Annotated in this window: 13 protein-coding genes and 1 pseudogene; 5 read left to right on the forward strand and 9 right to left on the reverse strand. The window is 67.4% G+C overall.

The genetic code is table 11. From position 1 onward, the window contains the following. Positions 1 to 121: 121 nt before the first annotated feature. The gene (locus tag ACV22W_RS00175) at positions 122 to 1,618 is read left to right on the forward strand and encodes an FAD-dependent oxidoreductase (protein ID WP_448017192.1); all 1,497 of its coding nucleotides are present in this window, start codon (positions 122 to 124) and stop codon (positions 1,616 to 1,618) included. A 95-nt stretch (positions 1,619 to 1,713) separates the two neighbouring features. On the opposite strand, the gene ACV22W_RS00180 is transcribed toward ACV22W_RS00175, so the two are convergent. Beyond that, a complete protein-coding gene (locus tag ACV22W_RS00180; RefSeq protein ID WP_448017193.1) occupies positions 1,714 to 3,378 on the reverse strand; it encodes an acid phosphatase in 1,665 nt (554 codons plus the stop codon). A 413-nt stretch (positions 3,379 to 3,791) separates the two neighbouring features. Between ACV22W_RS00180 and ftsH the strand changes: the two genes are divergently transcribed. Both ftsH and ACV22W_RS00190 read left to right on the forward strand, forming a co-directional pair. Continuing rightward, positions 3,792 to 5,759 (forward strand): ATP-dependent zinc metalloprotease FtsH, encoded by a 1,968-nt coding sequence (gene ftsH, locus ACV22W_RS00185; protein ID WP_448017194.1) that lies wholly within the window; start codon positions 3,792 to 3,794, stop codon positions 5,757 to 5,759. 124 nt (positions 5,760 to 5,883) lie between these two features. After that, positions 5,884 to 6,351: an OsmC family protein gene (locus ACV22W_RS00190; RefSeq protein WP_448017195.1), complete on the forward strand. Its 468-nt coding sequence runs from the start codon at positions 5,884 to 5,886 to the stop codon at positions 6,349 to 6,351. A 7-nt stretch (positions 6,352 to 6,358) separates the two neighbouring features. On the opposite strand, the gene otsA is transcribed toward ACV22W_RS00190, so the two are convergent. The 3 genes from otsA to ACV22W_RS00205 all read right to left on the reverse strand — a co-directional run bounded on the left by otsA (position 6,359) and on the right by ACV22W_RS00205 (position 12,337). Then, entirely contained in the window at positions 6,359 to 7,765 is a 1,407-nt protein-coding gene (otsA, locus tag ACV22W_RS00195) for an alpha,alpha-trehalose-phosphate synthase (UDP-forming) (protein ID WP_059525559.1), read from the reverse strand. A 490-nt stretch (positions 7,766 to 8,255) separates the two neighbouring features. Then, complete coding sequence (locus ACV22W_RS00200) at positions 8,256 to 9,896, reverse strand: methyl-accepting chemotaxis protein (RefSeq protein WP_448017196.1); 1,641 nt, start codon at positions 9,894 to 9,896, stop codon at positions 8,256 to 8,258. A 413-nt stretch (positions 9,897 to 10,309) separates the two neighbouring features. Continuing rightward, positions 10,310 to 12,337, reverse strand: a complete 2,028-nt coding sequence (locus ACV22W_RS00205; protein WP_448017197.1) for a TonB-dependent receptor — start codon at positions 12,335 to 12,337, stop codon at positions 10,310 to 10,312. Positions 12,338 to 12,800: 463 nt separating this feature from the next. On the opposite strand from ACV22W_RS00205, the gene adhP reads away from it, so the two are divergent. Beyond that, on the forward strand, positions 12,801 to 13,829 hold the full coding sequence (adhP, locus tag ACV22W_RS00210) for an alcohol dehydrogenase AdhP (protein WP_448017198.1): 1,029 nt from the start codon (positions 12,801 to 12,803) through the stop codon (positions 13,827 to 13,829). A 69-nt stretch (positions 13,830 to 13,898) separates the two neighbouring features. Here the strand turns inward: adhP and ACV22W_RS00215 are convergent, their stop codons facing one another. From ACV22W_RS00215 to ACV22W_RS00225, 3 genes are all read right to left on the reverse strand, one after another. Then, the gene (locus tag ACV22W_RS00215; protein ID WP_448017199.1) at positions 13,899 to 15,359 is read right to left on the reverse strand and encodes a sialidase family protein; all 1,461 of its coding nucleotides are present in this window, start codon (positions 15,357 to 15,359) and stop codon (positions 13,899 to 13,901) included. 467 nt (positions 15,360 to 15,826) lie between these two features. After that, on the reverse strand, positions 15,827 to 16,258 hold the full coding sequence (locus tag ACV22W_RS00220) for a MarR family winged helix-turn-helix transcriptional regulator (RefSeq protein WP_448017200.1): 432 nt from the start codon (positions 16,256 to 16,258) through the stop codon (positions 15,827 to 15,829). Then, positions 16,255 to 17,172: an alpha/beta hydrolase family protein gene (locus tag ACV22W_RS00225; protein WP_448017201.1), complete on the reverse strand. Its 918-nt coding sequence runs from the start codon at positions 17,170 to 17,172 to the stop codon at positions 16,255 to 16,257. The genes ACV22W_RS00220 and ACV22W_RS00225 overlap by 4 nt, the downstream gene beginning before the upstream one ends. Before the next feature lie 121 nt (positions 17,173 to 17,293). Between ACV22W_RS00225 and ACV22W_RS00230 the strand changes: the two are divergent. Beyond that, positions 17,294 to 17,416: pseudogene (locus ACV22W_RS00230) on the forward strand (ABC transporter substrate-binding protein); the annotation flags it as partial. A gap of 42 nt (positions 17,417 to 17,458) precedes the next feature. Here ACV22W_RS00230 and tssE read toward each other — a convergent pair. Beyond that, positions 17,459 to 17,893, reverse strand: coding sequence for a type VI secretion system baseplate subunit TssE (gene tssE, locus ACV22W_RS00235; protein WP_448017202.1), 435 nt, complete (start codon positions 17,891 to 17,893; stop codon positions 17,459 to 17,461). Between the two features lie 13 nt (positions 17,894 to 17,906). After that, positions 17,907 to 20,612 (reverse strand): type VI secretion system ATPase TssH, encoded by a 2,706-nt coding sequence (gene tssH / locus ACV22W_RS00240; protein ID WP_448017203.1) that lies wholly within the window; start codon positions 20,610 to 20,612, stop codon positions 17,907 to 17,909. Positions 20,613 to 20,652 lie beyond the last annotated feature (40 nt).

Consider the following 20,652-nt stretch of genomic DNA (forward strand, 5'->3'; position numbering starts at 1 on the left):
CTCGAACGCTCGAACGCGCGCATCGGCAACGCGCCGAGGTCCGTGTCGGGGGTGCCTGCCCGCGGTGCTTCGCCACGACCACCGCCTTTCACCGATTCCCTTCACGCAGAACCATTACGCGATGTCATCCGACCATTCCCTGACCCGCCCCCTGAACATCCGCGACGTGCGTCGCTGGGATGCCGAACACGACGTCGTGATCGTCGGCTTCGGCGCGGCCGGCGCGTGCGCGGCGATCGAAGCCGCGAGCGCCGGCGCCGACACGCTGATCGTCGAGCGCGCATCGAGCTACGGCGGCACGAGCGCGCTGTCCGGCGGCGAGATCTACCTCGGCGGCAGCGGTGGCACGCCCGCGCAGCGGCAGGCCGGCTTCAGCGACGATACCGAGGACCTGTACCGCTACCTCATGCTTGCGGGCGGCCGCGACGCGGACGAGGCGAAGGTGCGTCTCTACGCGAACGAGAGCCTCGCGCATCACGACTGGCTCGTCGCGCAGGGCCTCACGTACAAGAACACGTTCATCGCCGAGCGGATCGTCGAACCGGAAACCGATGACTGCCTGATCTGGTCGGGCAGCGAGGAAGCCTGGCCGTTCAGCGAGGCCGCGAAGCCGTGCCCGCGCGGCCACACACCGCAATGGCCGGGCTGGGGCGGCGGGCAGATGCTGATGCGCGTGCTGGCCGAGCGCGTGCAGGCGCTCGGCGTGTCGACACGCTACGACACGCGCGCGCTGGCGCTGATCGTCGACGATGCCGGCGCGGTGCGCGGCGTCATGCTGCGTGCGTACGGCGAGACGGCATGCGTGCGGGCGCGCCGCGCGGTGATCCTGTGCGCGGGCGGCTTCGCGATGAACCGCGACATGGTGCGTCGGCACGCGCCGCAGTTGCTGCGCTCTGACGAACCAATCGGCAGCCCGGGCGACGACGGCTCGGGTATCCTGCTCGGCCAGAGCGCGGGCGGGGCCGCCATCCACATGGACCAGGGTTTCGTCAGCCTGCCGTTCTACGCGCCCGAATCGCTGATCCACGGGATCTTCGTGAACGCGCGCGGCCAGCGCTTCATCAACGAGGACGGCTATCACGGCCGCACCGGCCATCACGCGTTCCACCAGGCCGACGACCGGATCTACCTGCTGGTCGACCAGGCGACCTACCAGGAGCCGCCCGCGATCGCGCGGATCGGCATCGCGGCGGCGGGCGAGACATGGGCGGAAGTCGAACGCGACCTGCAGATGCCGGCCGGCACGCTGACGGCGACCGTCGACGTCTACAACCGCCACGCGGCCGAAGGCGTCGATCCGCTGTTCCACAAGGCGAAGAAGTGGCTGAAGCCGTTGATCGAGCCGCCGTTCGTCGCGCTCGATTGCCGGATCGACTACGCGTTCTATCCGCATTTCACGCTGGGCGGGCTCGATACGCTGCCGACCGGGCAGGTGCTCGACGCCGCGCGCGTGCCGGTGGCGGGCCTCTATGCGGCCGGCCGCACGAGTTGCGGGCTGCCGCGCTGGGGCGCCGGGTACAGCTCGGGGCTGTCGCTGGCCGACGCGACGTTCTTCGGCCGGCAGGCCGGCCGTCACGCCGCGCGTTCGGGGAGCGAGGCGCTGCGCAGCGTCGTGTAGCGTCGGCTGAACGCGAAAGCACGACGCCCCGGGCAACCGGGTTGCGCCGGGGCGTCGTCTTTTCAGGCGGACGTCGGTGAAGCGTCGACAGGCCGTCAGCCGAGATCGAGCGCGTTCGTCAGGTCGCCGGGCGGCGTCGCGCCGCGCGACGCGAACGCCTTGTCGCGCGCGGCGACGCCGTCGAGCGGCGCGAGCCCGTGCACGCGGCTGATGAAGCGCAGGATCGAGTTCGTGTCGTACATCGTGTGGTCGACGTAACCCTTCTTCGCGAACGGCGAGATCACGAGCGCGGGAATCCGCGAGCCGGGGCCCCAGCGATCGCCGACCGGCGGCGCGACGTGATCCCACCAGCCGCCGTTCTCGTCGTGCGTCATCACGATCACGGTGTTCGCCCACTGCGGGCCGCGCCGGATGCGTTCGATCACGTTCGCGATGTGGCGATCGCCGGATTCGACATCCGCATAGCCGGCGTGCATGTTCAGGTTGCCTTGCGGCTTGTAGAACGCGACGGCCGGCAGGCGGCCCGCGTCGATGTCGGCGATGAAATGGTTGGTCGACGGCTCGTCGCCGAGGCCCGCGTCGCGCAGGTGCTTGCGGCGCGCGTCGGTGCCGGGCGCGTAGTTCGCGAAGTAGTTGAACGGCTGATGGTGGTACTGGAAATCCGGCACCATGCCCGTATCGCGGTGCTCGAGCGCGTATTGCCACGCGCCGCTGTACCACGCCCAGTCGACGTTCTTCTCCGACAGGCGGTCGCCGATCGTCGCATGGCCCTGCGGCGGGATCACGCGATGGTCGGCCGGATCCGCGTATGCGGCATTGCCAGGATCGGCCGGCGGCACGTAGCTCGGCTGGTACGGCGGCGCCATCGTGTTGACGCCATAGCCGTCGGGCGTCAGCGGCCCGTCGACCGCGAACTTCGGCGGGCCCTCGAGCGCGGACGCCGGCGAATCGGCGGCGAGCGTCAGCCGCGTGCCGGCCGGATCGTCGCCGTCGATCTTCGACAGCAGCTTCGCCGCGTGCGGATGCTTGTGTGCATCCGGATAGATCGGCGGCTGCGCGGAAATCAGGAACATGTGGTTCAGCCACGAACCGCCGAAGGCCGCCATGAAGAAGTTGTCGCACAGCGTGTATTGCCGCGCGAGGTTCCACAGCCGCAGCGTGTCGGCGGAATTGCGGTAATGGCCCATCACGAGGCCGCCCGAATCGGCCCACGCGGCGAACTGGTTGTTGCGGCCCGCGGCGATCTGCATCTGGTTCTGATAGAAGCGATGCCACAGGTCGCGGGTGATCACGCCGTTCGGCAGCGGTTTACCCTGCGCGTCGGCGATCCGGAACGGCGCGTTCGGCAGCTTGTCGATGTCGCGCTCGGCGATCGCGTAGCGCTTGCCGTCCACTTCCTGCGCCTGCGGCACGAGTCCGCCCCAGATTTTCGGCAGCACGGGCAACGGCGTCTTGCCGTCGCGATCGAGCTGCTGCGCATGCTCGGGCCGCACCTCGCTCAGCGGGTAGCGCACACCGGGGAAGTCGCCGTACAGGTTCGCGAAGCTGCGGTTCTCCGCATAGATCACGACGATGTGGCGCACCTGCCGGCGCAGCGCTTCGTCGAGCCGCAGGTCGGCGGCGGAGCGCGGCGCGCTGCCCGGCGTGGTCTCGCAGCCGCCGAGCGCGACACCCGCGCCGAGCGCGGCGAGGCCGCCGAGCATGCGGCGGCGGTCGGGATCAACGGGAAGGTCGTCGGGGCGATCGGGGGTGTCGTTCACGTCGTGAGCTCCTCGGATGGGCGGTTGTCGTTCGATGCGCGGCAGCGTCGCGCGGCCTGCCGCGACGCGGGACGGGACGCAACGGCCGGCGTCGCGCCCGGGCGGGGCGATGCCGGCTGTCACAAAAATGTCATGAGCGCGACTATAACGCGCCGGGCCGCCGCGACGAAAGCTGTTTGTCGGACGATGCGGGACGCCCGCGCGCGAACTAGACTTGAATCACGGGCGGCGCATTGCCGTGCGTCGTCCGCGCGAACGGCGCGTGGCGCGCCTTCGCGGTGTCATTCATGCGACGAAACGAGGCGACGATGACGCGGATGCATTCCGTATGCGCGTGGCTGCCGATGCCGCGTGCCGGCCCGGCGCGCGGGCACGCATAAGCGCGCAGCGGCGCGACCGGCCGGCCCGATGCCATGGACAGGAAATTCGACTTCGCAGGATTGTTGATCGCGGCGGGCTTCTTCGTGCTGTTCGCCGCGCAGTTGCTGATGCTGCGTCCGGCGTCGACGCTGATCGCGTACAGCGATTTCCATCGGCTCGTCGCCGCACGGCTCGTCGACGATCTCGAGATCGGATCGACGACGATCACGGGCACGCTGACGATGCCGCAGGCCGGCGCGATGCTGCCGGCGTCCGATGTCGCGGCCGTGAAGTCGGGCGGCACGCCGCCGCGCTTCGCCACCAACCGCGTGACCGACCCACAACTGATCGACACGCTGAGCGCCGCTGGCATCCGCTTTCACGGCGCGTCCGACACCGGCTGGATCGCGTCGCTCGCGTCGTGGCTGGTGCCGCTCGTCGCGTTCGTGTTCATCTGGAACCTGATGCTGCGCAAGCGCGGCGGGCTGCAGGATTTCACCGGAATGGGCAAGAGCCGCGCACGCGTATACGTGCAGCAGGAAACCGGCATCACGTTCGACGACATCGCGGGCATCGACGAAGCGAAGGCCGAGCTGCAGCAGCTCGTCTCGTTCCTGCGCGATCCGGATCGCTACCAGCGGCTCGGCGGCAAGATTCCGAAGGGCGTGCTGGTCGTCGGCGCGCCCGGCACCGGCAAGACGCTGCTCGCGCGCGCGGTGGCGGGCGAGGCGGCGGTGCCGTTCTTCTCGATCAGCGGCTCGGCGTTCGTCGAGATGTTCGTCGGCGTCGGCGCGGCGCGCGTGCGCGACCTGTTCGAGCAGGCGCAGCAGAAGGCGCCGTGCATCGTGTTCGTCGACGAGCTCGATGCGCTCGGCAAGGTACGCGGTGTCGGCCCGATGTCCGGCAACGACGAGCGCGAGCAGACGCTCAACCAGCTGCTCGTCGAGATGGACGGCTTCCAGGCCGGCTCCGGCGTGATCATCATGGCCGCGACCAACCGGCCGGAGATTCTCGATCCCGCACTGCTGCGCCCGGGCCGCTTCGACCGTCACATCGCGATCGACCGGCCCGACGTGAACGGCCGCCGCCAGATCCTCGGCGTGCACGTGAAGCGCGTGAAGCTCGCGGCCGACGTCGACCTCGGCGAACTCGCGTCGCGCACGCCGGGCTTCGTCGGCGCCGATCTCGCGAACGTGGTCAACGAGGCCGCGCTGCATGCGGCGGAACTCGGCAAGCCGGCGATCGGGATGGATGACTTCGACGAGGCGATCGACCGAGCGCTGACCGGCCTCGAGCGCAAGAGCCGCGTGATGAACGCGCAGGAGAAACTCACGATCGCCTATCACGAGGCCGGGCATGCGCTCGTCGCGGAGAGCCGCGCGCATTGCGATCCGGTGAAGAAGGTGTCGATCATTCCGCGTGGCGTGGCCGCGCTCGGCTATACACAGCAGGTGCCGACCGAGGATCGCTACGTCCTGCGCCGCAGCGAGCTGCTCGACCGGATCGATGCGCTGCTCGGCGGGCGTGTCGCGGAAGAACTCGTGTTCGGCGACGTGTCGACGGGTGCGCAGAACGATCTCGAACGCGCGACCGCGATGGCGCGCCACATGGTCATGCAGTACGGGATGAGCGAGCAGATCGGGCTGGTGAGCTTCGACGACGGCGATGCGCGCACCGGCATGCCGGGCACGTGGCATGCGGGCGAGGGGCGCTGCAGCGAGCACACCGCACGGATGATCGACGACGAGGTGCATACGCTGCTGAGCGATGCACATGCGCGCGTCGCGTCGACGCTCGCAGAACGTCGCGATGCGCTCGAGCGCATCGCACGACGGCTGCTCGCGTGCGAGGTGCTCGAACGCGATGCGTTGCAGGCGCTGATCGACGGGCGCGAGGCGCCTGGCGCCGCGCCATCCACGACCGATCTCGGGCCGGGCGGGGGCGCGAATGCGCCGGAGCAGGCGTCGGCGATCGAGCGCGATTTCGTCGCATACGGGCCGCCGCGCGAACCCGAACGCTGAAGTGCGAGCCTGTCGCGCAGCCGGCGAGCGGCCTTGATCGCGCCACACCGTCGCTGCGATTCAACCTTGCCGGCGTGGCGTTGCGCCGGCGTTTCGTTTCTCCTTTTCCAGTCACGGAGTCGCCATGAGCGAGGCGCATGTATCGGTCGATGTCGCGCAGCATGCGCGTTTCAGTTTCGAAGTCACGTTTGCCGGCACCGAGCTTTCGCCGGTGCTCACCGACGAACCGCCGCCGCTCGGCGACGGCCGCGGCCCCAATCCCGTCCGGCTGCTGGCGGCGGCGGTCGCGAGCTGCCTCGCGGCGAGCCTGTTGTTCGCGCTCGAGAAACAGCGCGTCGATCCGCAGCCGGTCACCGCGCATATCGACGTCGACATGGTGCAGAACGAAGCGGGCAGGGTGCGCGTGGGCGCGATGGCCGTGACGCTGACGGTCGGCAAGGCGTGGTCCGATCTCGCGGCGGCCACGCGCATGCTCGACCGGTTCGATGCGTATTGCGTGGTGACCGAGAGCATGCGCGAAGGCATTCCGATCGCGGTGGCGGTACGGGACGTGAACGGCGCGATGCTCGACCGCGAGATGACCGGCGTGTGAGCGTACGTCAGGAGGCAGTCGCGGCGGCAACTTCCGCTGCTTCGGCGAGCGCGTCGAGAAAGCGCGTGCGCCACCAGTGAACGTCGGTCTTGCGCACGATCGCCATCAGCGCGTCGTGACGCTGGCGGCGCTCGTCGAGCGGCATCGTGAGCGCGCGCTGGATTGCCTGCGCGGTGCCTTGCGTGTCGTACGGATTGACGAGCAGCGCGGGCTTCAGTTGCTCGGCCGCGCCCGCGAAACGCGACAGCACGAGCACGCCTGGATCGGCCTCGTCCTGCGCGGCGAGAAACTCCTTCGCGACCAGGTTCATCCCGTCGCGCAGCGGCGTGACGAGCGCGACGCGGCTCGCGCGGTAGAGGCCCGGCAGGCGCTTGCGCGCGACCGTGCGGTGGATGTAGCGCATCGGCATCCACTCGAGTTCGCCGTAATCGCCGTTGATCGCGCCGCACAGGCTGTCCATCTCGCGCCGCAGGTCGTCGTACGCGCCGAGATCCTCGCGGCTCGGCGCGGCGATCTGGATCAGCGTCGCGCGGTCGCGGTTCTCCGGATATTGTTCGAGCAACTGACGGAATGCGTGCACGCGCTGCGGCAGCCCCTTCGTGTAGTCGAGCCGGTCGACGCCGACGAGCAGCTGGCGGCGCGAATACTCGTCGCGCATCCGCTCGAACATGTCGATGCCGTCGCGATTCTCCGCGAGCGCCGCGAATTCGTCGACGTTGATGCCGATCGGGAACGCACCGGCCGACAGCGTGCGGCCGAACGCGTGCAGGCGGCCGTCCGGCAGCCGCGCGGCGCCGGCCTCGGCCTCGACGTAATGCTCGAAGTGCAGCAGATCCGATTCGGTCTGGAAGCCGACGAGATCGTAGGCGAACAGCGAGCGCATCAGCCACTCGTGCTCTGGGATCGCGGCCATGATCGGCGGCGGCGGCATCGGAATGTGCAGGAAGAAGCCGATCGGATTCGTGCAGCCCGTCGCGCGCAGCTCGGCGGCGAGCGGAATCAGCTGGTAGTCGTGGACCCAGACGACGTCGTCGGGGCGCAGCAGCGTGCTCAGCTTGCGCGCGAACAACTGGTTCACGCGCCGGTAGCCGTCCGCGAAGCGGCGGTCGAACTGCGCGAGATCGAGGCGGTAGTGGAACACCGGCCACAGCACGTTGTTCGAGTAGCCGAGGTAGTAAGCGTCGTAATCCTGCGGATCGAGATCGATCGTCGCGAGCTGAATGCCGCCGACGTTCTGGATCTGCACGTCGTCGCCGTGCGCGGGGCGTTCGCCTTCGCCGCGCAGCCTGCCGCTCCACCCGAACCAGACACCGCCCGATTCCTGCAGGCTGTCTTTCACGGCCACGGCAAGCCCGCCTGCCGCGGCTTTACGGGGATCTGCAATACGATTGGATACGACGACGAGTCGGCTCACCAGCTCTCCTGCGAATGGTTGGGGAAGGTTCGTGCGGCCAGGGCGCGAGGCGGACGCCGCCATCGACGCGTGGCGCGATGGGGCCGCGATACGAGCGGACGGGAATCAGGGCATGCGATTCGCCGTTCGAACGTGGAGTGCTTTTTTAAGCATACTCGTCATTCGGCTGATTTAAAAGTGCATGACTGCGATCGGCGAATTCGCACGTCGATTCATTACTTGCCGTGTCGCGTATGGGGCGGGACCGGAAATTGCGCCGCAACGTGTGCAACGGGAAGCGGCGATCCCGGTGAAAATGGATCGTGTTCCACGTCGATCGGCATTGCTTCGATCGAGCGCGATGCGCGTGGTCGACGCGCGAGAGAATGCGTGCCGCGCGACACCTGGCGTTTCAGGTTCGAACGAGCACGATGACTGTCGCACGCAGGCGGGGGCGATGTGCAGCCGGCCCGCGTACCGCGCGGCCGCGCATCGTGTTTCGGGCGCCGCGTTACGCGTTACGCGGCGACAGCTTGCCAGTGCGATGCGCCGTCGGCCGCATGCGCGCGCGTGCCGGCGCTGCATGTTCGCCGCCCGGCATCCGGAATGCGGACACCGTCTCCGACAGATCGCGGCCCTGCGCCTCGAGCGATTTCGACGCGGCCGCGGCCTGTTCGACGAGTGCCGCGTTCTGCTGCGTCGTCTCGTCCATCTGCGTGATCGTCAGGTTCACCTGGTCGATGCCGCGGCTCTGTTCGGCCGATGCGGCCGCGATTTCACCCATGATGTCGGTGACGCGCGCGACGGCCCGCGTCACGTCCGACATCGTCTTTCCGGCTTCGCCCGCGAGCGCAGAGCCGTCGTGGATCGTCTGTACCGATGCCGAGATCAGTTCCTTGATTTCCTTCGCGGCGGTGGACGAACGTTGCGCGAGGCTGCGCACCTCGCTCGCGACCACCGCGAAGCCACGACCCTGTTCGCCCGCGCGTGCCGCCTCGACGGCCGCGTTCAGCGCGAGGATGTTGGTCTGGAATGCGATGCCTTCGATGATCCCGGTGATGTCCGCAATTTTCGACGAGCTGTTGCCGATCTCCGTCATCGTATCGACCACGCGGCCGACCACCGCGCTGCCGCGCAGTGCAACCTCCGACGCGTTCGCGGCGAGCGTGCTCGCCTGCTGCGCGTTCTCCGCGTTCAGGCGCACCGTCGACGTGAATTCCTCCATCGTCGCGGCGGTTTCCTGCAGCGAGGCGGCCTGTTCCTCGGTGCGCTGGCTCAGGTCGAGATTGCCCGATGCGATTTCACCCACCGCATGCGCAATGCTGTTCGACGAATCCCGCACGCGGCCGACGATGTCGATCAGCCGCGCATTCATCGTGCGCAGTGCGTCGAGCAGGTCGCGCGTCTCGTCGTTGCCGCTCACGCTGATGCGGCTGCCGAGATCGCCATTGGCCACCGTGCGCGCGACGTCGACCGCCGCGACGATCGGTGCGGTGATCCTGCGCGTCAGCCACAGCCCGCCGCCAACTGCCACCGCGATCGCGATTGCGCAAATGGCCAGCAGCAAGTTGCGCTCGATCGCGTAGCGATCCGCGAATGCCTGCGCGATCGCGACTTCGCGCTCGCGCGTATAGGTTGCGTACGCATCGGTTGCGCGAACCAGTTGCGCGAGCAACGGACGGCAGCGATTGTCGATATCGGCGGTCGCCTCGTCCTTCTTGCCGGCCTGCGCGAGCCCGACGATATTCAGCGCGACCGGCCCGTAGCTCGCTTCGACTCGCACGATCTCGGCGACTAGTTCGCGCGCGCGATCGGTCGTGTCGGTCGTATTCGCCATCATGTCCTTCAGCTTTGCGAGGCGGTCCTGCACGTCCTTGTGTGCCTGCTGCACTTCGGCCAGTTCGAGCTGGATGTCGGAAGGCGTGGTCACGAGCACCAGGTTGCGCGCGGCGATCGCGCGCCGGTCGACCGCCGTACGGATTTGAGCGGACAGGTTCGCGCGCGCGTTGACACCGTTCATGTACCGGGAAAACTCGTCGTTCGTATCGGACAGCGCTTTCAGTGCCATGCCCGACACGATCACGACGACCGCGGCGAGCAAACCGAAACCCCCAAGCAGTTTTGTCTTGATGGTTATTCTGGCGATTTTCACGATGTGCCTCTGTGCGTGTGGTTGGCGATGGGAATTTATTGTTCGACCGCGTGCAGGCCCGTGCCGTCATTAACGGGAATGCCGGATATTTCTTTAGCCATCGAAAACCCTGATATTTATTCTTTTTTGCTGGAATCCACGCCGGTTGGGCGTTCTCGCTCCGGAGAAAGGTTCGGGAATCACCGATGATCGTCGCGTTCATACGCGGATATAAAAATCGACTTTTTCCAGAAAGTTAATAAGTTCTTGTCAGTTTCTCAAATCGTCCGATTCCTATGTTCCTTGATTCACGGGTGAATCGCGCGTTTACGCTCGGACGTTCGGGAACGCCCGATCCGGCCTCGCAAATGGGGCGTACGAATGCGTGCCCGATTCGATTCGGCCCGCGGCCGGCGCCGCGGGCCGTCCGGCGATCAGAACGTCGTGCGCAGACCGGCCATCACGCTGCGGCCGCCTTGCGGCGCGAAGCCGCGCACGACCGAGGTCGCATAGCGGATCTCCTGGTTCGTCAGGTTGTCGCCGCGCAGGTACGCGAGCCAGTGCGTCGCGCCGACACGAAACTTGTACGTGAGCATCACGCCGAGCGACGTGTAACCATCGGTCGGAAAGTCGTTGTCGGGCACGCGGTGCTGCGACCACGCGTGCGTGACCTGCGCGCGCGCACCGAACGGGCCGTAGCCATAATCGGCCGCGAGCGTCGCGCGCAGCGGCGCGATGCGCGGCAGCGGCTGGCCGGTGTCGACGTTGCGTGCATGCGTGTAGTCGGCGGTCAGTTCGACGTCGACCGTGTGACCGCGCCGCGAGAACGCGCGCCACTTGCCGTCGAGTTCGACGCCGTAGAACTCGGCGCGCACGCCGCGATAGACTGCTTCGTCGAGCGTATCGCCGGCGCCGGGTGCGACCGGTTCGCCGTCGCCGTTCACGATGCGGCCCGTGTTGTACTCGGTCAGGTAGTTCGAGAAGCGGTTGTAGAACACGCCGACGCTGCCGCGGTTCGGGCCGCTTGCATAGCGCAGCGACAGGTCGGTCGACACGGCCTTTTCCTTCGACGCGTTCGGGTTGCCGATCAGGAACTGGCCGGTGGCGTCGTGCGGGCCGTTCGAGTACAACTCGTAGAAGGTCGGCGCGCGTTCCGTGTACGCGACGTTCGCCGCGACCGACCACACGGGCGTCAGCGAGAACAGCGCGCCGGCCGATACGCTGCCGGCATTGAAGTCGCGCGGCTGCGCGAGCGCGAATTTCTCGACGCCGGCCGGATCGGGATCGACCTTCACGTGCTCGAAGCGCCCGCCGAGGCTCAACTTCAGCGCGGGGACGAACTGCCATTCCTCGAGGCCGAACAGCGCGACGCTGTTCGTGCGCGTGGACGGCACGAGCAATTCGTCGCCGAGCGCCGAGAACGTGTTCTGGCCGAACTGCACGCCGATCGCGCCTTCGAACGGGCCGATCCGGCGATGCCGTGCCTCGATGCGCGCCTCGTAGCCGCGGTTGCGGAAGGTGGTGGCCGTCGCGCCGTTGTCGACTTCCTTGTGGCGATAGTCGGTGTACGCGAAGTCGAACTTCAGCTTCGTGAACGGACCGCTCAGGTTGCGCACCTCGGACGCGAGCGCGAGGCGTTCCTGGCGCATCCGCAAGCGCACGTCGTCCTCGGCGACGGAGCCGTAGTTCGACTCGTAGCCGCTGTACGACAGGCCCGCGAAGCCATCGGCCCACGTGTACGACGCGCCGAGCGCGCCGCCGTGCACGCGGCCGTCGCTGTTCGGCACGTTGCCGTACGGTTGCGGCGTGTCGGGGCCGTCGATCGCCCGTTGCTGGCTGCTGCGCGCGTAGCCGGGAATGCGCAGCTTGCTCGTTTCCCGGTCGAATGCGTCGACATGGAACGCGAAGCGGCCGTTGCCGCCTTCGACCTGCGCGGCGCCCGCGCGCATCGAATTGGCCCCGCCGTAGCGCGCGTCGAGCGCGCCCGTTACGCCTTCGATCGCCTCGCGCGGAATCCGGTTGTCGATCGTGTTGACGACACCGCCGACCGCGTTGCCGCCATACAGCAGCGCGGCCGGCCCGCGCACGATCTCGACGCGTTCGATCGACAGTGGATCCTGCGGCACCGCGTGGTCGTATGACAGCGACGACGCGTCGTAGGCGGCGACGCCGTTCTGCAGCAACCGGATCCGGTCGCCGTCCATCCCGCGAATGATCGGGCGGCCGACCATCGGCCCGTAGGTGGTGGTCGACACGCCGGGCAGTCCGTCGAGCGTTTCGCCGAGCGAATCGGCCTGGCGGCGCGTCAGCGCATCGCCGGACAGTTGCACGGTCGGCGAGATCAGCTCGGTGTCGCCGAGCGGGTTCGCGGTCACGAAGATCGGCGCGAGCGGCGTGGTGTGCGTCGGCGTCGACGAGGCGGGCGCATCGGCTTGCGCGTGCGCGACGGCGGCGAACACCATCAGCGAAACGGGCGGGAGTGGGCGAAGCGGTAGACGAGGGAGGTCGCGCATGGTCGGTGAATCGGTTGGAATTGGATCGGGAAACGAGATATGTGGGTCACGGATCGATACGATATATTGTTGCATCTGCGGCGCGCAGTGACCCGCTTGGATATGACTCGCCGTCACTCGACCACCCGGATGGAATGGGTTCAGGTCGACGAGTGCGAGAAATGATATGTTATATCATTTCGAATTCCAAGCGGACCGGCGGTGCGCCACGGGGTTTCCGACAACCTGCCGAAATGGCTGAGATAGCAGAGGCGGTACGTCAAACCGGCATCGGGGCCGGCGGTGCGAGCGCCCATGTCTCGCGATGAATCCGCCGCGGGCGCGCACGATTTCTGCCCCGTTGATGCGTATCAATGCGTTGCGGTTTCGAGCCCGGATACTGGCGCGGTCATCGACCAGACAGGAGCGACGCATGACTCAAACCATGAAAGCGGCCGTGGTGCACGCGTTCGGCGAACCGTTGCGCATCGAGGAAGTGCCGATCCCGACGCCGGGCGCAGGCCAGATCCTCGTCAACATCAAGGCGTCGGGCGTCTGCCATACGGACCTGCACGCAGCCGACGGCGACTGGCCCGTGAAGCCGACGCTACCGTTCATTCCCGGCCACGAAGGCGTGGGCGTCGTCGCGGCGGTCGGCGCGGGCGTCACGCACGTGCGCGAGGGCGACCGCGTCGGCGTGCCCTGGCTCTACACGGCATGCGGTCACTGCGAGTACTGCCACACCGGCTGGGAAACCCTTTGCCACGGGCAGCAGAACACCGGCTATTCGGTCAACGGCAGCTATGCGGAATACGTGCTGGCCGATCCGGACTACGTCGGCCATCTACCGGCGCAGGTCGCGTTCGACGAGATCGCGCCGATCCTGTGCGCGGGCGTGACGGTCTACAAGGGCATCCGCGTCACCGATACGCGTCCGGGCCAGTGGCTCGCGATTTCCGGTATCGGCGGGCTCGGCCACGTGGCCGTGCAATACGCGCGCGCGATGGGCTTGCACGTCGCGGCGATCGACGTGTCTCCGGCCAAGCTCGAACTTGCGCGCCAGCTCGGCGCGCAACTGACGATCGATGCGTCGACCGACGATCCGGCGAAGGTCATCCAGAAGGAGATCGGCGGGGCGCATGGCGTGCTGGTCACGGCCGTGTCGCGCAGCGCGTTCGCGCAGGCGCTCGGGATGGTGCGGCGCGGCGGCACGGTGGCGCTCAACGGCCTGCCGCCCGGCGATTTCCCGTTGCCGATCTTCTCGACCGTGCTGAACGGCATCACGGTGCGCGGCTCGATCGTCGGCACGCGTCGCGATCTGCAGGAATCGCTCGACTTCGCGGCGGACGGACTGGTGCGCGCGCACATCCATCGCGACCGGCTCGGCAACATCAACGACATATTCGCGCGGCTGCGCGACGGGAAGGTCGACGGCCGCATCGTGCTGACCGACATGCATTGACGCGCATGCGGGCACGCTGCCGCGACGCGAGGGACGTCGCGACAGCGCTGCGTTGCGCTCATGCGCGCATCACGGCGCGAAGAACACGTCGGTGCGGTTCGTCAGGTTGCCCGCGTTGGTCTGGACGAAGAACGGGTGGAACGACGACGACGGCAGCACGTCGAGCCCCTGGTAATCGCCGATGAAGAAACCTTCCGCGTTCGGCGCGAGCTTCATGTCGAACGGGCCGCCGACGCGCCGCTCGTCGGCGAACGTGGTGCCGCCGTCATGCGAGATCTTGCGCCAGAACCCGGTCGGCAGCGTCGTCGTATTGCCGGCCTGCAGGTCGCGGAAGTCGTAGTGGGTGACCATCACCGAGCCGGCATTGTCGACACGCACCGACGGATTGAACGCGGCACGACCGGTCGGCGTGTTCACTTGCAGCGGCGCGCTCCAGCTCGCGCCGCCGTCCTTCGACGTCGACAGCGCGATCTCGTCGTAGTTGCCGCCGTTGAAGCGGCTGTCCTGCCAGACGACGTACAACTGCCCCGATGCCGGATCGATCGCGGGCTCCGGAATGATGTCGCCGGTGCGTACCGGTTCGCCGGTGTTCGGATCGGTCACGCCGACCGTCTGCAGCCCGGCGATCACCTGCGGCTTCGTCCAGGTCGCGCCGTCGTCGGTCGACTTGATGAACGCGACCTTGCCGGCCGCCTTGCTGAACGGCGGCTGGATCAGGTCGAAGAAGTCGTAGAGCGTACCGGTCTTCGGGTCGACGACGATCTGGTTGCCGATCGTCTGCTGACGCGACGGCACGTTGACGATGACCTTCGCTCTGCTCCAGGTCTTGCCGCCGTCGACCGTCTTCGAGAAGAATGTCGGTCCGCGGTATGCCGCCGTGTGCAGGTTCGCGTACGGGTTGCCGTTCGGCAGCTCGAGGCGGTCCCACACCGCGTAGGCCGTGCCGGCCTTCACCGGGTTCGCCGTCACCGATTCCTTGTCGTTGAAGAACTGCGTCGTCGGTTCGTCGTTCGCGATCAGCACGGCCGGGCTGCTCCACGTCTGTCCGCCGTCGGTCGACACCGAGGCCGCGACCGCATTGCCGTTGTTCGACTGGTTGAACGAGATCGATACCGAATACGCGGTGCCGTCGGGCCCGAACGACACCCAAGGATCCGACGCGCGCTCGTACTTGAGCCCGCCCGGCGCGCAGGCGCTGAACGGTTGCGGCGTGCGCGCCCAGGTCGCGCCCCCGTCGAATGTATAGCCGGCGACGAGCCCGTGGGCGCCGCCGTTCGACCAACGATCCTGCTGCCATACGCCGATCATGTTGGTCGGGTTCGCCGGATTGACCGAGAGCCATGGTTCGACCTCGGCGTTCACATAGTTCGTGCCGGGGCCGCCGATGGTGCAGGCGGCGAACGGGCTCGGGCCGGACACGACCACGGGGTCGGCATGCGCGGCCGCGGCGGCGGCCATCGCCATTGCCGTCGCGGCGGACAGGCGGGTGAGGCGGGTGACAAGCGAGTGGGACACCATCGTGCGTCGCATGGACTGCTCCTCGTTCACGTGCGGCGGCGATGGCGCGGCAAAGCGGCACGGCAGCACGTCGTGCACCGGTACGCAGCGGCAATGGATGCCGTGCCACGTGTCGGATCGTGTCGTTCAGGAGGCCGCTTCAGTCATCGCAATCCGCGTGTGCTGGATGCCGCCAGCACGTCGGTCAAGACACCTCTTCGTTCTCGTTGCTTGTCGAGTGGGGCCCGGCATGCGGACGCCACGGGAAGGTCGGTCCTGCGTACGACGAATGTGTCGAAGTGGATTGCAATGTAGGCGATCGGTATGCGGCGCGGGAGGCAATTTTTTGTAACAGGACGTAGCCGGAAAGCGTTGCCGAAGCGGTGCATGCGGAGCGCAAAATTTTCCGCCGGAAAGTTCGGAAACCGAATCGAAGGGGCGAATCGGAATCGCTTTCGATTACGCGACATCGTGCCAATGCGGTACGCCGGCGGCGCCGTTCAGCGTTCGGCCGGGAAGCGGTCCTGCAACGCGTGCAGCCAGCGCGCGACGACGTCGAGTTCCTCGTCGGAAAACCCGTCGCACAGCTTGTCGTTCAGTTCGCGCAGCACCACGCGCGCGCGCTTGAGCGCCGCGTGTCCTTCGTCGGTCAGGAACAGGCGCGTTGCCCGCCCGTCGTCCGAATCGGCGTGCCGCGCGAGCAGGCCGGCCTTCGCCATCCGGTCGGCGAGCCCCGTCATCGCGGACGGCGCCAGTTGCAGCGCCGCGCCGACTTCGCCGATCAGCGCGCCGTCCTGCCTCGCGAGGCAGAACAGCACGCCGGCCTGCGCGGCGCTGGCGCGCGCATCGGTCTCGGCCTTGCGGTCGACCCAGCGCTGCACGCGCCGCTGGCCGATGTTCAACAGGAAAAACAGTCGTCGGTCTTCGCTCAAGCTCGGTTCCCGGCTGCAATGGAAAGGGACGGGCGACCCGCAGCGCGCGGCGCGTCGAGCGCCTGCGCGAGCCAGTCGGCGACTGCGGGCCACAGCACGGTGCCTGGCCGGCTGCGGAAGAAGCCCATGTGTCCGACCGGCCCGCTACCTGCGGCGTCCGGATCGATCTGGCGGCGTTCGACGGCCGCCCGGGTCAGGTAGCTTACCAGCAGGTCGATCGCGGGCGGATTCGCCCACGGATCGTCGTCGAAGCCGAGCGCGAGAATCGGCAACTGCTGCTTCGAGAAGCGCTCGGCTGCGCCGAGCGTCGGATCGTCGAAGAAGTAGCGCGGCAACGTGGTCCAGCGGCTCCACTCGCGGAACACGCCTGCGGGGAGGTCCTCACCGAGCCCGAGCCGCTTGCCGGGCACGTAGCCGAGCAACGCGGACGCGAGCGGGCCGAGCACGCGCAGGATCAGCCGCACCTTAAGCCGTTCGGCCGCGCAGGAAATCAGCCGCGTGCTGCCCGCGTGCGCGGCGACGAGCACGGCCGCGCGCAGATGCGCGGTGCCGGCCGACAGCCCGATCGCATGGCCGCCGACGCTGTGCCCGACCGCCAGCAGCGGCAACCCCGCGTACGCATCGCGCGCCCATGCGATCGCGGCGCCGACGTCGAGCTCGACCCAGTCGCGCATGCTGGCCTGCAGCGCGCTCAACCGCGCGGGCCGCGACGCGCCGATGCCGCGATAGTTGTAGGTCAGCACCGCGAAGCCGCGTTCGGTCAGGAAGCGCGCGAAGCCCGCGTACAGCCGCTCCGGCACGGCGGTGGCCGGATGGATCAACACCAGCGCGCGCGGCGGCGCGTCCGGCGACCACAGCGTGCCGCGCAGCGTATAGCCGTCGGCGGCGCAAAACTCGACAGGTTCCGACGTCATGGCCGTCCTCGTTCGGGTAGGTATTTCGTATGCGAAATATAGCCCGGGATTTATTTCGTGAACGAAATATCTATCGAGGAATCATTCGAACGACTTGCCGTGAAGCCCGGTGGACGGTGTTTCCGGCGTGCTGAAGGATTTGCCGTACACGATTGAGTGGAAGCACTTCCAGGCCGCCACGCCCGTCGCCGAAAGCCTGAACGGCAACGCGATTGACGTCGGCGTCCTCGGCCGCTCCTTACTGGAAGCAGGCCACACTTTGGTGATGTCGCGATTTGTGGAACGGTCAAAAACTGCCGGATTTCGCCTGTTGCATTCGCTCCAACCGCATCCGCCCGGGCGGCTCGAAGTACGTGCCGAACCGAACGAGTCCGGCCTTCTTCAGATGGCACGTCATTTCGAAACTCACGAGCACGCCGGGGTCGTCGTTCTCGAGGATCTCGACGTCGATCGAACGGATGCGTGGCTCGAATTTCAGCAGCGTCGCTTCCATTTGCTCCTTGAGCATGTGCGCGGACGCAGGCAGCGCCTTGTAGATGTTCGTCAGGTCCGGCAGACCGTAGTCAGGCAGATGCTTGAGCGCGCCGGCGCGCGTGTTCAGGATGCGCCGCACGTTTTGCTGCACGCTCAAGCATTCCAACGTTCGGTCGTCGTACGCATCGAGCGGTTCGCCACCGATCTGCCCGAGCAGCATGTCATAAAGGGATGGGCCTGCCGGCACGGTGTCGCTCCTGTTATGCGATCATCGCCGCGGGCGCCGGATGGCCGACGACAGCGTCGTCGCGATCGACGAAGTCGATCGTCACGTTGCCATCGGCCGAACTCGCGAGCAAGATCCGGGCCGGCGTGTTGCCGGCAGCCATGCGCGCCAGCAACTCACGGGACACGGCGGGCAGAATGCGCTGATTGAGGAATGCATCGACATTGCGCGCGCCGGATTCGCGAGCAAGGCACAGCTCGGCCATTGCGCCGATCAGCGAGTCGTCGCACGTGAGCTCGACCTCATGCTGCCTGCGCAAGCGGTCGGCGACCTTGGCGAGCTTCAGACGCACGATCGAAGCGAGTGCGGTCACGTCGAGCGGCCGGTAAACCAGTGTCTGGAAGCGCGCGAGCAGAGCCGGCTGGAAGTGCGACACGAGTTGCGGACGAATGGCCTGGATCAGGTCGGCTTGCGATGTTTCGGCATCGTCGGCAGTCGCCTCGTCGATCTGGACGCTACCGAGGTTGGACGTCATCAGGATCACGCAATTGCGGAAATCGATCTCGCGCCCTTCGCCGTCGCGCATCATGCCGCGGTCGAACACCTGATAGAACAGGTCGAGCACGTCGCGATGCGCCTTTTCGACTTCGTCGAGCAGCACGACGCTGTACGGGCGTTGCCGCACGGCCTCGGTCAGGATCCCGCCGCGACCATATCCGACATAGCCGGGCGGAGAGCCCTTCAACTGCGATACCGTGTGCGATTCCTGGTACTCCGACATGTTGATCGTCGTAAGCGCACCTTGCCCACCGAACAGCAGGTCGGCCAGAGCCAACGCCGTTTCGGTCTTGCCGACGCCCGATGGCCCCGTGAGCAGGAAGACGCCGAGCGGCGCATGCTCGTTCTTGAGTCCCGCTTTCGCGGTACGCAGGCTTTCGGCCAGTGCAGCCAACGCGTCGTCCTGTGCGACCACGCGCGTGGCGAGCTGAGCTTCGAGCGCGAGCAGGCTCCGCAGTTCATCCTCGACCAGATTGCCGACCGGCACGCCGGTCCACTCGGCGACCACGCGCGCGATCGCCTGGGCGTCGACGTCGGCGAAGATCAACGGCGCCTTGCCCTGCACGCTGGCGAGCGCGTGGCGTGCGTGCGCCAGCGACGCGTCGTCGCGCTTGGATGGATCGAGGTCGCGTTGTTCGTGCAGCGCCTGAACGAGCTTGCACTCCTTCTCATAGCGCGCGTGCAAATCAGCCAGCGTTGCCTTCGCGTTTGCAAGCGCTGCGTCAAGCGCGGCACGGCGTGCGTCCGCACCGTCGATACCGGCTTGCTGGTCGGCTTCGAGCATGTCGACTTCCAGTTCCAGCGCGGAGACCGCGGCCCGGGCGCGCTGCAGCTCCGCCGGCGGGGATTCCAGACCCATGCGTACGCGGGCGGCGGCCGTATCGATCAGGTCAACCGCCTTGTCCGGCAACTGCCGCGCGGGAATGTAGCGGCGCGAGAGCTTGACCGCGGCGACGAGCGCCTCATCCCTGATGTGCACGTTATGGTATGTCGCGTATCGGCTCTTGAGCCCTCGTAGCATCAGGCACGCGGTGTCGTCGTCGGGCTCATCGACCTTGATCATCTGGAAACGGCGCTCGAGCGCGGCGTCGCGCTCGAAGTATTCGTTGTACTCGGACCACGTAGTGGCCGCGATCGTGCGCAGCTCGCCGCGCGCGAGCGCGGGCTTGAGCAGGTTCGCGGCGTCGGCGCCGCCGGCGGCATTGCCCGCGCCGATCAGCGTGTGCGCTTCGTCGATGAACAGCAGGATCGGCACGGTCGACGCCTGCACTTCGTCGATCACGTTCTTCAGGCGCTGCTCGAATTCGCCCTTCACGCCGGCGCCGGCCTGCAGCAAACCCAGGTCCAGCGTGAAGATGCGTACATTTCGAATCACGTTCGGCACGCTCCCCTCTGCGACGCGCAGCGCGAGGCCTTCGACGAGCGCGGTCTTGCCGACGCCGGGCTCGCCGACGAGGATCGGATTGTTCTTGCGCCGCCGCGCGAGCACGTCGACCATCTGCTGGATCTCGCGATCGCGGCCGAACACCGGATCGATCTGGCCGTTGTGGGCCCTGTCGGTCAGGTCGATCGCGAAGCGGGCGAGTGCGTCGCCCTCGGTCGTCCGTCGGGGCGCATGGGTTTCGGTAGCCGTGGGCACGCCCGCACGCGCATCGCTCGACATCGCCGTGACCGGCTCGCCGGCATCGGCTTCGTGTTCATCGAGCCTGCTTTCGCAGGAGCGGTGCGCGAGACGCGGCAGGAGCCGCTCAATCTGTGCGCTGCTGATCGACAGAAGCGGCCATGCATTCTGCGCGCGCAACACGTGCGGCGCGTCGACGATCGCTTGCAACAGGTTACCTGACCGGATCGACGCATCGTCACCCTCGGGCGATGCGCGAAGCCACGCATCCTGCAGCATCGTTGCCAGTTGTGGCGAAAGCGCCGGCTTGCCGCGCAGGTTGCGGGGCAGGTGCTCGATCGCGGCGATCAGCGCATTCCAGACGGCATCGATGTCGATCCCGTAGTGTCGCAGGACCGCCGAAATGTCGCCGTCGCCTGCCTCGATCAGCTTCAGCAGCCAGTGTTCGACGGTGATTTCGTCCGAAAGCCGACCCTGGCATAGGCTCGCGGCCGCCTCGAGTGTTTTCGCGCAGTGCGGATTGAGCTGGCGGAGCAAGTGAGTGGTGTCTCGCAGAGTCATGACAGGGCGGTCGGGATTGGGGCGGCGGCAGCCGTTGGGC

The sequence above is a fragment of the Burkholderia sp. AW49-1 genome, assembly GCF_053427845.1.